The organism is Telluria sp. ZT3P26 (genome assembly GCF_059686035.1).
This window is the reverse complement of the sequence record NZ_JCASII010000002.1, coordinates 110,242-124,680: the sequence shown is the minus strand read 5'-3', so window position 1 is coordinate 124,680 and position 14,439 is coordinate 110,242. Positions and strand designations below refer to the sequence as shown.

The following is a 14,439-nucleotide window of genomic DNA, read 5'->3' as shown; positions in this document are numbered from 1 at the left end:
TGCCAGGTGCGCGGCGCACCCGGCCATGCTGGCATAATGCCGGCTTTACCGGAGTGCGCCGTGGACCAGGAAGAACGTTTCGTCAATCTTGAAATCAAGCTCTCCCAGCAGGAAGACCTGCTCGATGAGCTGAACAAGACCATCTACCGCCAGGAGCGCCGTATCGACGAGCTCGAGGCGATGGTCGGCAAGCTGGCCGACCACTTGCGCTCGCTGCGCGACGCCGGCCAGGCGCCCCTCAACGAACGCCCCCCGCACTATTAAGTCACCCGACTCGCGCCAGGTGCTGCCCCAGGCGCTTGCCCAGGCATAGCAGGGTGAGCGTCGGCGGCAAGCCCCATGGCTGCGGGATCACCGACGCATCGCACACATATAACCCTGGCGCGCGCGTGCGCAGATCGGCGTCGACCCCGGCGCCAATGCGCACGCTGCCGCCCGGGTGCGCGGCGAAATGCCAGCTCTTGAACACGTGCCGCGCGCCGGCCGCCTGCAGGATCGTGCGCGCCATCCGTTCGCCCGTTTGCAGACGCGCGCGATCGCCGTCGCTCAGGCGCTTGTCGGCCCAGCGCGGGCCGATGCGCCCGCTGATATCGTCACGAATCTTGACCATGATGCAGAGGGTGCGCCGGTGCGCGAACAAGCGGTCCACGCGCCCGACCTGCGTCGCAAACGCCTGGTACATCGGGCGCGGCAGGGTCAGGTCGGCCAGCGCAATGCCCGCCTCCGTGTCATGCCAGCCGGCGGCCATCGGCACTTCGGCGCCGCCATCGATATCGGCCACGCTACCCATCACGGCCACCACCGGATCGCTGAAGAACGGCGCATCGCGCGGCCCCAGGCCTGAGGCATGCAGGATGCGCGGGCTGCCGATCCCGCCGCCACTGAGGATCACCAGCGGCGCGCTGATGGTCTGCAGCTGTCCGCCATGCTTCACCTCGACACCGCTGGCCCGGCCTCCCTCCAGCAGCACGCGCGTGACGCGGCTGCCTGTCTGCAGCACGGCGCCCAGCCCCACCGCCTGTTCGACGAAATCACGGGCACTCCACTTGGCGCCGTACGGGCAGCCATAGGTGCAGCGCCAGCAGCCGCTGCGGCACAGCGCCGGGCGGATCATCTTGTCGAGCTTGTTCCAGTCGATGCCGGCCGCGCGCGCCGCCGTCATGATGCGCGTGGCCATGGGACCGACCAGCGCATCAGGCAGGGGTGCCAGCGGCAATTCCGCGCGCAGTGCGGCCAGGCTCGGTGCCAGGTCGATGCCATACGCGGCAAAGTAGGCCGCTGGCGGTGCGGCCGCCGTGGCGAAGTTGACCGCGGAGCTGCCGCCCAGCGTCGTGCCGCCCACCAGCAGCGACGCATCGCGGTGGATGAAGGCGCCGCGCCCTGGCACGGCCGCCATCGACGCCATCTGCGTGACCGTGCCGGCGAGCGGCGCGGCGCCGCCCTGTTCGAGCAACAGGACCCGGCTGCCGGCTGCCGCCAGTTCGCGCGCGACGCTGGCCCCGCCAGGGCCGGTACCGACCACGATGGCATCGAAAGAAGAGGAAGAAAGGGTCATGGAAAGGGGCGGCAAAGGGGCCCCGATGCTAGCACGGTCGCCACGAAACACCGTCAATACAGCACCCGTGGATTGATACATTGCGCTACTTTTTAATTGTTACAAGGGCCATGCAAGCCTGCTATGATCTTCAGCGCACTGCTGTCGAGCCGTAGGCGACAGCGCCCTTCCTCAGTGTTAGCGAAAGACCTCATGATCCGTCCTCAACTGCTCATCGTGGCAGCCAGCGTCGCGCTGGCGTGTTCCGCCATCGCAGCGCCCGCCGCCCCTGCCCTCGACGCTTCCAACCCGTTCGCCAAGCCCAGCAGCCTGCCGCTGCAATACCCGGCGTTCGACAAGATCAAGGATGCGCACTACCTGCCTGCATTCGCTGCCGGCATGCGCGAAGAACTGCGCGAAGTCGAGGCGATTGCCAACGACAAGGCGGCGCCGACGTTCGACAACACGATCGTGGCGCTGGAAAAATCCGGCCAGTTGCTGGCGCGCGTGAACGCGACCTTCAGCAACCTGCACGGCGCCAACACCAACGACACGCTCGACGCGGTCGATCGCGAGATGTCGCCCAAGCTGGCGGCGCACACCGATGCGATCCACCTGAACGCGAAGCTGTTCGCACGCGTCAAGGCGCTGCACGACAAGCGCGCCTCGCTGGGCCTGGACGCCGAATCGACGCACCTGCTCGAGCGCTACTACAAGGAATTCGTGCGCGCCGGCGCCAACCTGTCGGCGGCCAACCAGGCGAAGCTGAAGGCCTACAACGGCGAGATCGCCTCGCTGCAGTCGGACTTCCAGCAGCGCGTGCTCAAGGGCGCGAATGCCGCCGCCCTGATCGTGAATACCCGCGCTGAACTGGCGGGCCTGTCCGATGCCGAGATCAATGCTGCTGCTGCGGAAGCCACGAAACGCGGCCAGAAGGGCAAATTCGCGATCCCGATCGTCAACACGTCGATCCAGCCTGGCCTGTCGACCCTGACGCACCGCGCCACGCGCGAGCGCCTGATGAAAGCCTCGCTCGAGCGCGGCACCAAGGGCGGCGAATTCGACACGACCAAGCAGGTGCTGCGCCTGGCCAAGCTGCGCGCCGAACGCGCCGTGCTGCTGGGTTACCCGAATTTCGCAGCCTATTCGCAGGAACTGGAAACCGCGCGCAATCCGGCCGCCGTCAACAAGCTGCTGGGCGACCTGGCCAAGCCAGCCGTCAACAACGCCAAGAAGGAAGCTGTCGAGATCCAGGCCGCGATCAACAAGGACGGCGGCAAATTCGAGGTGGCAAGCTGGGACTGGCCGCTGTACGCCGACAAGGTGCGCGCCGAGAAATTCAACTTCGACGACAGCCAGCTGCGCCCGTACTTTGAACTGAACCGCGTGCTGGTCGATGGCGTGTTCTTCGCCGCGACCAAGGAATACGGCATCACGTTCAAGGAACGCAAGGACCTGCCAACGTACGACGCCGACGTGCGCACCTTTGACGTGTACGACGTCGACGGCAAGCTGCTGACGATCTTCATCTTCGACCCGTACGCACGCAGCAACAAGCAGGGCGGCGCCTGGATGAACGAGTACGTCTCCCAGTCGCACCTGCTGGGTCAGAAGCCCGTCATCGGCAACCACCTGAACATTCCGAAGCCGCCGGCCGGCGAGCCGACGCTGCTGACGTATGACGAAGTGGTCACCACGTTCCACGAATTCGGTCACGCGCTGCACGGCATGTTCTCGGATGTGAAGTACCCGAAATTCTCGGGCACGAACGTGCCGCGCGACTTCGTCGAGTATCCGTCGCAGGTCAACGAAATGTGGGTGACCTGGCCTGAAGTGCTGGCCAACTACGCCAAGCATTACAAGACCGGCGCGCCGATGCCGAAGGACTTGCTGGACAAGGTCGTCGCGTCGAAGAAGTTCGGCCAGGGCTACACCACCACGGCCTATCTGGCAGCGGCGCTGCTTGACCAGCGCTGGCACCAGATCACGCCAAGCCAGGTGCCGACCGATGTCTTGAGCTTCGAAGCGAAGGCGCTGGCCGATGCCGGCGTCGCGTACGCGCCGGTGCCGCCGCGTTACCGCAGCGCGTACTTCTCGCACTCGATGGGTGGCGGCTATTCGGCCGGTTACTACGCCTATCTGTGGAGCGAGCGCCTGGACGCCGAGACGGTCAAGTGGTTCACCGAAAGCGGTGGCCTGACGCGCAAGAACGGCGACCATTTCCGCAAGACGCTGCTGTCGCGCGGCGGCACGCAAGAAGCGATGGACCTGTTCCGCAACTTCCGTGGCCGCGATCCGGTCATCGAACCCCTGCTGGAACGCCGCGGCCTGACCGCGACGCCGTCGAACAACTGATGCCCAAGCCAGCGTCACGTCTGCACCGCCACGAGCGGTGCAGGCGGGACGCTGCGCCACTGACCCACCTTTTTTCTCCCATCGCACAAGAGACTCCATGAACCGTCCAAAACTGCTGCTGATCGCGGCCGGCGTTGCCCTTGCCACCCTCGCGTTTTCCAAGTCGGCCAGCGCTGCGCTGCCAGCCTCGAATCCGTTCGCCAAGCCGAGCACCTTGCAGTACGGCTATCCGGCCTTCGACAAGATCAAGAACGAGCACTTCGCGCCGGCGTTCGACGAAGGCATGCGCGAGCAGGCCGCTGAAATCGGCAAGATCGCCAACAACAAGGCTGCGCCGACGTTCGACAACACGATCGTGGCGATGGAGCGTTCGGGCCAGCTGCTGGGCCGCGTGCGCGCCGTGTTCTACACGCTGACCGGTTCGTACACCAACGACACGCTGCAGGCACTGGACAAGGACCTGGCGCCGAAATTCGCCGCCCACAGCGATGCGATCCGCCTGAACCCGGCCCTGTTCGCCCGCATCAAGACGCTGCACGACAAGCGCGCCACGCTTGGCCTGGATGCCGAATCGGCGTTCCTGCTCGAGCGCTACTACAAGGACTTCGTGCGCGCCGGCGCCAACCTGTCCGCTGCCGACAAGGTCAAGCTGAAGGACTACAACGGCAAGCTGGCCGCGCTGCAGACCCAGTTCAGCCAGAACGTGCTGAAGGAAGTCAATGCCTCGGCCTTCGTCGTCGATACCCGCGCCGAACTGGCCGGCCTGCCCGAGAAGGCGATCGATGCGGCCGCCGCTGAAGCGAAAAAGCGCGGCCTGGATGGCAAGTTCGTCATCCCAGTCGTCAACACCACGCAGCAAGCGCCGCTGGCCGTGCTGACCAACCGCGCCACGCGCGAAAAACTGCTCACCACGTCGATGATCCGCGGCAGCCGCGGCGGCGAATTCGACAACCGCGACGTCGTGCTGCAACTGGCGAAGCTGCGCGCCGAACGCGCCGAGCTGCTGGGCTACGAGAATTACGCCGCCTATTCGCTCGAAGACCAGACCGCGAAGAACACCACGTCGGTCAACAAGCTGCTGGGCGACCTGACCGCGCCGGCCGTGCGCAACGCGAAGAAGGAAGCGGCCGAGATCCAGGCCGTGATCGATGCAGAGAAGGGCGGCTTCAAGCTGGCCGCGCAGGACTGGGCAATCTACAGCGACAAGGTGCGCACCGCCAAGTACGCGTTTGACGCCAACCAGCTCAAGCCGTACTTCGAATTCGACAACGTGCTGGAGAAAGGCACGTTCTTCGCTGCGACCAAACTCTGGGGCATCACCTTCAAGCGCCGCACCGACCTGCCGACCTACGACGCCGATGTGCGCGTGTATGACGTGTTCGAAGAAAACGGCGCGCACCTGGCCATCTTCGTGGTCGACCCGTACGCGCGCCCGAACAAGCGCGGTGGCGCATGGATGAGTTCGCTGGTCGACCAGAGCTTCCTGCTCGACAAGAAGCCGGTCATCACCAACAACCTGAACCTGACCAAGCCGGCCGCAGGCGAGCCGACCCTGCTCACCTGGGACGAAGTGCGCACGACGTTCCATGAATTTGGCCACGCGACCCACGGCTGGTTCTCGAAGGTCAAGTACCCGCGCTTCTCGGGCACCAGCGTGCCGCGCGACTATGTCGAACTGCCGTCGCAGGTCTACGAAATGTGGATGGCCTGGCCCGAAGTGATGGCCAGCTACGCGAAGCACTACCAGACTGGCGCCGTGATGCCGAAGGAACTGCTCGACAAGCTGCGCGCGTCGCAGAAGTTCAATGAAGGCTACCGCACCACCGAATACCTGGCTGCTGCCGTGCTCGACCAGCGCTGGCACCAGCTGGGCTCGAAAGCGATCCCGACCGACGTGAAGACGTTCGAGCAGCAGGCGCTGAAGGATGCAGGCCTGGACTTCGCACCGGTCCCGCCGCGCTACAGCAGCACCTACTTCTCGCACGCGATGGGCGGCGGCTATTCGGCCGGCTACTACAGCTATCTGTGGGCCGAGCGCCTCGACGCCGATGCCGGCGAGTGGTTCAAGGAAAACGGCGGCCTGCAGCGCAAGAACGGCGACCGCTTCCGCACGATGGTGCTGTCGAAGGGCGGCACCGTCGATGCGGTCGAGATGTACCGCGCCTTCCGTGGCCGCGATCCGGTCATCGAGCCGCTGCTCGAGCGCCGCGGCCTGAATTGATGCCAGGGCAGCCGGCCTGCGCCGGCTGCCAGCAGGACCTTATCCTTATCGTGAAAAGCACAAGAACATGAAACGTACGCATATCATCCTGGCCGCTGCCATCAGCGCTGCCTTTGCCAATGTCGCGCTGGCCGCACCCGCGCCCGCACCTGCTGCACCCATGACCGCCGCGGCGCCGTTCGACGCGAGCAACCCGTTCGCCAAAGAGAGCGGCCTGCAATACAACTACCCGGCCTGGGACAAGATCAAGAACGAGCACTTCGCCCCGGCCTACGCCGAAGCCATGCGCCAGCACGCGGCGGAGATCGAGAAGATCGCCAACAACAAGGCAGCGCCGACGTTCGAGAACACCATCGTCGCGATGGAGCGCTCGGGCCGCATGCTCAATCGCGTCAGCACCGCCTTCGGCACGCTGTCGGGTTCCTACACCAACGACACGCTGATCGCGCTGGGTCGCGACATCGCGCCGAAGCTGTCGCAGCACAGCGACGCGATCCGCCTGAACGGCAAGCTGTACGCCCGCATCAAGGCGCTGTACGACAAGCGCGCCAGCCTGAAGCTCGACAGCGAATCGGCGTATCTGCTGGACCGCTACAACAATGACTTCGAGCGCGCCGGCGCCAAGCTGTCGGACGCCGACAAGGAAAAGCTGAAGGCCTTCAACAGCCAGCTGGCCGCCCTGCAGACCAAGTTCGCCCAGGACACGCTGAAAGAAGCCAACGCCTCGGCGCTGGTCGTCGATTCGCGCGCCGAACTGGCGGGCATGAGCGACAAGGCCATCGACGGCGCTGCTGCGGAAGCAAAAAAACGCGGCCTGGATGGCAAGTTCGTCCTGCCGGTCGTGAACACCACGCAGCAGGCATCGCTGTCGGTGCTGACCAACCGCGCCACGCGCGAAAAGCTGCTGGCCGCCTCGATGGCACGCGGCAGCCGTGGCGGTGAATTCGACACCCGCAACACCGTGCTGCAGATCGCCAAGGCGCGCGCCGAACGCGCCGTGCTGCTGGGCTTCCCGAACCACGCCGCCTACAACCTGGAAGAGCAGACCGCCAAGACCACCGACGCCGTCAACAGCCTGCTGGCCGAACTGGCCACGCCTGCCGTGAACAACGCGAAGAAGGAAGCGGCCGACATCCAGAAGGTGATCGACGCGGAGAAGGGGGGCTTCAAGGCTGCCGCCCATGACTGGAGCTTCTACAGCGACAAGGTGCGCGCCGAGCGTTACGCGTTCGACGCCAGCCAGCTGCGCCCGTACTTCGAACTGAACCGCGTGCTGGTCGATGGCGTGTTCTTTGCCGCCACCAAGGAATTCGGCATCACTTTCAAGGAACGCAAGGACCTGCCGGGCTACAACGAAGACGTGCGCATGTTCGACGTGTTCGACGTCGATGGCAAGCAACTGGCGATCTTCACGTTCGACCCGTATGCCCGCTCGAACAAGCGTGGCGGCGCCTGGGCCAACGCCTGGGCCAGCCAGAGCAAGCTGCTGGGCACGAAGCCCATCATCGCCAACAACCTGAACATCCCGAAGCCGGCCGCCGGCGAGCCGACGCTGCTGACCTACGACGAAGTGCGCACGACGTTCCACGAATTCGGCCACGCGCTGCACGGCATGTTCTCAAACGTGCAGTACCCGCGCTTCTCGGGTTCGCGCGTGCCGCGTGACTACGTCGAGTTCCCGTCGCAGGTCAACGAGATGTGGATGACCTGGCCGGAAGTGCTGGCCAACTACGCCAAGCATTACCAGACCGGCGAGCCGATGCCGAAGGCGCTGCTGGACAAGGTGCAGGCGTCGTCGCAGTTCAACGAAGGCTTCCGCACCACCGAGTACCTGGCTGCCGCGCTGCTGGACCAGGCCTGGCACCAGCTGGCGCCGAACCAGATCCCGACCGATGTGCTGGCGTTCGAGGCGCAGGCGCTCAAGAAAGCCGGCGTTGACTTCGCCCTGGTGCCGCCGCGTTATCGCAGCACGTACTTCTCGCACACGTTCTCGGGCGGTTACTCGGCCGGTTACTACGGCTATCTGTGGGCTGAGAAGCTCGACGCCGATACGGTCGAGTGGTTCAAGGCCAACGGCGGCCTGACGCGCAAGAACGGCGACCATTTCCGCAAGACGCTGCTGTCGCGTGGCGGCACGCTGGACGCGATGCAGATGTACCGTAACTTCCGCGGCAAGGATGCGGATATCAAGCCGCTGCTGGAGCGTCGCGGCTTGACGGGTAATTAACGACGTTGCAGCTTTGCTGGCTGCTTGGGCTCCCGCCTTCGCGGGAGCGACGTGCTTGAGATGGCTAAAGAGTGCAACTTGGCTCTTCCGGCAAACTTGAACAACGTCGCTCCCGCGCAGGCGGGAGCCCAAGTCCGTATGCACACCGTCACAGCCGTGTTCTCTCCCACGCCCCCCATGCCTTACAATGAAATCGACCAATCCACGGAGACCACGATGCAACCCGAATACGATGCCGACCTGAAGGCACGCCTGAAAGCCCTGCACCGCGAACTGCAGGAAACCGGTGAGACCGATGTCGAACTGGAAACGCTGCTGCGCCAGCTCGATGGCGATATCGAGAAAGTCCTCGACCGCCGCGCCGAGCAGGAGCTCGATGCCAACACCTATGGCCTGGGCTCACGCACGCAGGAGCTGGCTGCCCGTTTTGCCGCCCGTCACCCGCGCGTGGAGCATGGCCTGCGCGAACTGGGTCAGATCCTGTCGAACATGGGCATTTGACCTGCGCTGCTGAAATAGTAGGCTTATAGCCACAAGTCATTGATTTTAAGCCATTTTTCGGGGCCTTCCATGCTCCGTAAATGGTTTTCCGGTACAATGCCGGGCAATGAACTCCCCTGCCAATCTCTTTGCGACGGTCGCCAAGCGCTCCAGCCGCGCCCCGACCGCACCCTTCCTCCCGATGTCCCGCGCCGAAATGGACGCTCTGGGCTGGGATTCGTGCGACATCATCCTGATCACGGGTGACGCCTACATCGACCACCCGAGCTTCGGCATGGCGCTGGTCGGCCGGTTGCTCGAAGCGCAGGGGTACCGGGTCGGCATCATCAGCCAGCCCGACTGGACTTCGGTCGAACCGTTCCGCGCACTGGGCAAACCCAATCTGTACTGGGGCGTCACCGCCGGCAATATGGACTCGATGGTCAACCGCTACACGGCCGACCGCAAGATCCGCTCCGACGACGCCTATACGCCCGAAGGCGCGCCGAACAAGCGCCCGGATCGCGCCGTGACCGTGTATTGCCAGCGCGCCCGCGAAGCATTCCCGGGCGTGCCGGTGATCGCCGGCAGTATCGAGGCCTCGCTGCGCCGCATCGCCCACTACGACTACTGGTCCGATAAGGTGCGCCGCTCGGTGCTGTTCGAATCGAAGGCCGACCTGCTCATCTTCGGCAACGCCGAGCGCGCGCTGGTCGACCTGACGCGCCGCATCGCTGCGGGCGAAAACATCAAGACGATCCGCGACCTGCGTGGCACGGCGTTCCTGGTGCCGCTGGGCTGGCTGCCGGACGAAGAGTGGAGCGTGCACAATTCCACCCGCGTGGACGTGCCGGGCCGCATCGACAAGCAGCCGAATCCGTACGCGATGGCGCTGGAAGACCCGAAAGCCTGCGCGCTGGACAACGCGGCGCCGGAGCCCGAGGTCAAGCCGATCATGATCATGACGCGCGAGCAGCGCCAGGCCGCGGCCCGTGAAAAAGCGGCCAAGACCGTCGTGCGCCTGCCGAGCTTTGAAACGGTCAGCGTCGACCCGGTGATGTATGCGCACACGTCGCGCGTGTTCCACCTCGAGTCGAACCCGGGCAATGCGCGCGCGCTGGTGCAGGCGCACGGCGACCGCGACGTCTGGCTGAACCCGCCGCCGCTGCCGCTGGCGATGGACGAGATGGACAATGTCTACGACATGGCCTATGCCCGCGCGCCGCACCCGAGCTACGGCAAGGCGCACATCCCGGCCTGGGAAATGATCCGCTACTCGGTCAACATCATGCGCGGCTGCTTCGGCGGCTGCACCTTCTGCTCCATCACCGAGCACGAAGGGCGCATCATCCAGAGCCGTTCCGAGCCGTCGATCCTGCGCGAAATCGAGCTGATCCGCGACACGACCAAGAACTTCGCCGGCACCATCACCGACCTCGGTGGCCCCACCGCGAACATGTACCGCCTGGCGTGCAAGGACAAGACGATCGAGGAAAGCTGCCGTCGCCTGTCGTGCGTGTACCCGACCATCTGCAGCAACCTGGGCACCGACCACAGCAAGCTGATCTCGCTGTACCGCAAGGCGCGCGCGATCCCCGGCATCAAGAAGATCCTGATCGGTTCCGGCCTGCGCTACGACCTGGCCGTGCGCTCGCCCGAGTACGTCAAAGAGCTGGTCACCCACCACGTGGGCGGCCTGCTCAAGATCGCGCCGGAGCACACCGAAGCGGGCACGCTGTCGAAGATGATGAAGCCTGGCATCGGCGCCTATGACGAATTCAAGCGCATGTTCGACAAGTACTCGCTCGAAGCCGGCAAGAAGCAGTACCTGATCCCGTACTTCATCGCCGCCCACCCGGGCTCGACCGACGAAGACATGCTGAACCTGGCGCTGTGGCTGAAGAAAAACAACTTCAAGCTCGACCAGGTGCAGACGTTTACGCCAACGCCGATGGCGATGGCCACGACGATGTACCACTCGCGCCGCAACCCGCTGGCCAAGGTGACCGAGGATTCGGAAATCGTCGAGACGGCAAAGAGCGGCAAGACGCGTAAACTCCACAAAGCGTTCCTGCGCTATTACGACCCGGAGAACTGGCCGATCCTGCGCGAGGGCCTGTATCGCATGGGCCGTGGCGATCTGATCGGCAACAGCGACCGGCACCTGATCCCGGCGCCGGGCGGCGAGATGGCCAGCGGCTCGCTGCGCGAAGAGCGCCGCGGTCCCGGCATGGTGCCGAAAGGGCGGCCGGCCGATGGCGCACAGAAGCGCACGATGGGCGCGGGCGCACCACGCGGGCGCACCGACCGCACGCCGGCCACCACGCCATTCATGGCGCCGCCGTCGAAGGTCAAGCCGTCGATCCTGTCGACCATCAAGACCAAGCCGAAAACCGTGCGCAAATAATCGCGCTCGAATGGACAAAAAAACCGGCGCCTGAGGCGCCGGTTTTTTTCGATGGTACGTTATTGTTCGTTACGGTTTGGTCTTCAATTTCGCATTCGGCGTCGGCGCGCCGCGTCGTTCGCGCGCGATGTCCAGGTCCATGCTGGCCTGCCGCGTGCGCAGCGAATTGGCATAGCGGTGGCGCGCACGCAGGCGCGGGTGCGTGACCAGGACGCCCAGCGTCTCGCCAATCACCATCACCACGCCCAGCAGCGGCAGCACCAGCATCAGTCCCACCACGCCCGCCAGCATGCCGCCGACGAAGATCATCAGCACCGTCACCAGCGGATGGATGTGCAGGCTGCGGCCCAGCGTGGCCGGCATGAAGATGAAGTCGTCCAGCAGCCGCACCAGAACGAACACGCCAATCGCGCCGTAGGCCATCAGCGGGTTGCCCGGCGCATCGGTCGAAGCGACGATGACCACCAGCGCGCAGCCGGCGATCGAGCCGACGAACGGTACCCAGGCCAGCACCGCCGAGATCAGGCCCAGCAGCAGGGGCGAAGACACGCCGATGATCCACAGGCCCAGCGCCAGCACGATCGTGTCGAGCACCGTCAGCTTGAGCAGCCCTTCGAAGTAGCGGCGCGCGGTCTGGTCGACTTCGTGCAGCAGGTACAGCGCCGGCTCGAAGTAGGCGTTCGGCACCGCGCGCGCCAGGAATTTCTTGAAGCGCACACCGTCGCGCAGCAGGAAGAAGCTGAGGAACGGCGCCAGGAACAGCGACGGCACCCAGGTCACGATGCCCACGACGATGTCGCCCAGGTGGTTCTGCGCGAAGTCGTTGGTATAGTTGGTGAAGGCCCGGTTGACGGTCGAGGTCAGGCGCATCTCGGCCAGCAGCGGGAATTTCGCTTCGAGTAACCCCATCGAATTGCGCACGAAGGCGACGCCGCCGTCGAGGTACAGGCCGATCGTCGCTTCCCACGAATCTTCTTCGGGCCCGTCGCCCCAGGCCATGGCGGCCGTCAGCGCCAGCGCGGTGAGCGTGAAGAACAGCGTGCAGACCCACAGCGCAGCGGCGTTGCGGCCAAAGCCCGCGCGCACCATGCGCTGCATCGGGCCCAGCAGGATGTAATACAGAACGGCGCCGAAGATGAAGGGCAGGGCCAGCCAGAGCAGCTTCTGGACCACGAGCAGCAGCAGGCAGGTGCCGCCGATGATGCCGGTCCAGACGACCGGGCCGGCCCGCTCGGGGCCGTGGGCAGGGTCGAGGTGGGTGCTCACAGCGCTTCCAGCTGCGGCCGGCCGGTGCCCATCCATTCACGCAGGCGCAGGCCGATGTGGCGCGCCAGCGCCAGCGAGATCTTGTAGCCGATGACGGCGTCGGTTTCCATCAGGCCCAGAAAGTCGGCGCGGAAGAACACGGCCACCTCACATGGCTCGAGAGCGCGCGCCTGGGCATTGCGGGGCGAGTTGTCGAGCAGCGCCAGGTCGCCGAAGAAGCCGCCCGGCTCGAGTTCGGCCACGACCTGCGTCATGCCCTCGTGCAGGCGGCTGATGCGCACCCGGCCGCTCATCAACAGATACAGCGCCTGGCCTTCCTCGCCCTCGTCGAACATGATTTCGTCTTTCAGATAGCGACGCTCGTGCAGCAAGCCATCGACGATCTTCAGCTCCAGCGGCGTCAGTGCCGCAAACAGCGATGAGCTCTTGAGCCGATGCAGGCGCGGCGACATGCGCGGCGGTTTGAGAAAACGAAAAATCAAGGCGTGCTCCAGGGTGGTGCGGTCTGTTGTCTGTTTGATTATCCGCGATCGGATGCTGCCACGCATCAAAAAGCGTCGCGTGCGCGCAGCGGTGTGGCGGCGCGTCCATAGACGGCGTCAAGCGTGCGCTCCCCCGACTTGAAAAACGTGTAACATAATTCCATAGGGCAACATATATGGCTTTTTTATAAAGGCATGTATGACGTGACGCGGGGCGGATTGCAAGTGCCTTTTCAAGGACAGGCAGTGATTGATATACAGACTTTTCTTCTGGCACTTGGTATCGGCAACGTCGGTTTTGCGGTCCTGATGGCGGGATATACCCACGGCGCAGCGCCGAGTGCCGGGCTGCGCCTGTGGATGTGGGCGCGGCTCGGCATGGGCGTGAGCCAGCTGATCGGCTGGGCCAGTCCGGTGCTGGGCTTGCCGCTGATCGTCGGCCTGGAGGGCCTTGTCTGGATCCTGGCGATGTCGCTTGAAATGGCGGCCTATTGCGTGTTCTTCGGCTTCGCACGCTGGGGCCGGGTGCTGCTGCCGATCACGTTGCTGTCTTCCGCCATCGTGCTGGCGGGCGCAGTGCGTGGGGCCAATCACGTTCAGCTCAGTGCGCTCGTGGGCGTCGTGGTGGCGTTTTTCGCCGCCGCCATGGCGTGGGCGCTGCTGCGCCGGCGCAGTGCGTCGCTGCTGCAGCGGATCATCGGCATCAACGACGCGCTGTTCGCCACCGCGGTCGCCGTCTGGGTCGTGTCCGGATGGCTGGACAAGGGCCCGCTCGACCACGGCATTGCCCAGCAGGTGGCGTACCTGACGGGCTACCTGCTCATGATCGTCAATGGCTTCGGCTTTTTGTTGCTGTGCAAGCAGAAAGACGATCAACGGATGGCGAAACTGGCCTCGACCGATTGCCTGACCGGACTGCCCAACCGCCATGCGTTCCTGGAACAGGCCGATGGTGCGCGTCTGCTGGCACAGCGCCAGCGCAGCGGCCTGGGCCTGTTGATGATCGACATCGACCACTTCAAGCAGATCAATGACCGCTGGGGCCATGCCTCGGGCGACGAAGCGCTGGTGGTGTTCGCACGCACCGTACGTCATCTGCTGCGCGAGCACGAAACGATCGGCCGCCTGGGCGGCGAAGAATTCGCGCTGCTGCTGCCTGGCGCCGACCTCGACACGGCGGTGCAGGCCGCCCAGCGGCTGCGGCTGGCAATCCGCGAGGCGACGGTCGTCACCAGCGGGCCGTCCTACCGCATGACCGTGAGTATCGGCGTGGTGGTGCTCGATCCGCACGAGGATCTGGGCGGGGCGATGGCGCGTGCCGACCATGCGCTGTATGCGGCCAAGCGCGCGGGGCGGGATCGGGTGGAAATCGGGGAACTGGTGCGCAAGCGGGCCTAGCGCGCAAGCGGGATGCTGAGGAACGCAGAAAAAGAAAAAGGGCCCGACGAATCGGACCCTTCTTCAGTG

At 64.9% G+C, this 14,439-nt stretch carries 10 protein-coding genes; 7 read left to right on the top strand and 3 right to left on the bottom strand.

Going from position 1 to position 14,439, the window contains the following annotated elements:
- The first annotated feature begins 60 nt into the window (after window positions 1–60).
- On the top strand, window positions 61–264 hold the full coding sequence (locus tag AC56LN_RS08360) for a SlyX family protein (RefSeq protein ID WP_183555154.1): 204 nt from the start codon (window positions 61–63) through the stop codon (window positions 262–264).
- 1 nt (window position 265) lies between these two features.
- Here AC56LN_RS08360 and AC56LN_RS08355 read toward each other — a convergent pair whose 3' ends face one another.
- Complete coding sequence (locus AC56LN_RS08355) at window positions 266–1,555, bottom strand: GMC family oxidoreductase N-terminal domain-containing protein (RefSeq protein ID WP_499570898.1); 1,290 nt, start codon at window positions 1,553–1,555, stop codon at window positions 266–268.
- A gap of 192 nt (window positions 1,556–1,747) precedes the next feature.
- Here AC56LN_RS08355 and AC56LN_RS08350 point away from each other — a divergent pair, with 192 nt between their 5' ends.
- From AC56LN_RS08350 to AC56LN_RS08330, 5 genes are all read left to right on the top strand, one after another.
- Window positions 1,748–3,889: a M3 family metallopeptidase gene (locus tag AC56LN_RS08350; RefSeq protein ID WP_499570896.1), complete on the top strand. Its 2,142-nt coding sequence runs from the start codon at window positions 1,748–1,750 to the stop codon at window positions 3,887–3,889.
- A gap of 97 nt (window positions 3,890–3,986) precedes the next feature.
- Window positions 3,987–6,110, top strand: a complete 2,124-nt coding sequence (locus tag AC56LN_RS08345) for a M3 family metallopeptidase (RefSeq protein ID WP_499570894.1) — start codon at window positions 3,987–3,989, stop codon at window positions 6,108–6,110.
- 67 nt (window positions 6,111–6,177) lie between these two features.
- Complete coding sequence (locus AC56LN_RS08340; RefSeq protein WP_499570892.1) at window positions 6,178–8,337, top strand: M3 family metallopeptidase; 2,160 nt, start codon at window positions 6,178–6,180, stop codon at window positions 8,335–8,337.
- A gap of 216 nt (window positions 8,338–8,553) precedes the next feature.
- Window positions 8,554–8,838: a DUF4404 family protein gene (locus tag AC56LN_RS08335; protein WP_367609969.1), complete on the top strand. Its 285-nt coding sequence runs from the start codon at window positions 8,554–8,556 to the stop codon at window positions 8,836–8,838.
- 106 nt (window positions 8,839–8,944) lie between these two features.
- A complete protein-coding gene (locus AC56LN_RS08330; RefSeq protein WP_499570890.1) occupies window positions 8,945–11,224 on the top strand; it encodes a YgiQ family radical SAM protein in 2,280 nt (759 codons plus the stop codon).
- A 69-nt stretch (window positions 11,225–11,293) separates the two neighbouring features.
- Here AC56LN_RS08330 and AC56LN_RS08325 read toward each other — a convergent pair whose 3' ends face one another.
- Window positions 11,294–12,490, bottom strand: a complete 1,197-nt coding sequence (locus AC56LN_RS08325; RefSeq protein WP_499570888.1) for an AI-2E family transporter — start codon at window positions 12,488–12,490, stop codon at window positions 11,294–11,296.
- The gene (locus AC56LN_RS08320) at window positions 12,487–12,972 is read right to left on the bottom strand and encodes a cyclic nucleotide-binding domain-containing protein (protein WP_221290483.1); all 486 of its coding nucleotides are present in this window, start codon (window positions 12,970–12,972) and stop codon (window positions 12,487–12,489) included. Before AC56LN_RS08320 ends, AC56LN_RS08325 begins: the two co-directional genes overlap by 4 nt.
- Window positions 12,973–13,218: 246 nt before the next feature.
- Between AC56LN_RS08320 and AC56LN_RS08315 the strand changes: the two genes are divergently transcribed.
- On the top strand, window positions 13,219–14,370 hold the full coding sequence (locus AC56LN_RS08315; protein WP_499570886.1) for a GGDEF domain-containing protein: 1,152 nt from the start codon (window positions 13,219–13,221) through the stop codon (window positions 14,368–14,370).
- Window positions 14,371–14,439 lie beyond the last annotated feature (69 nt).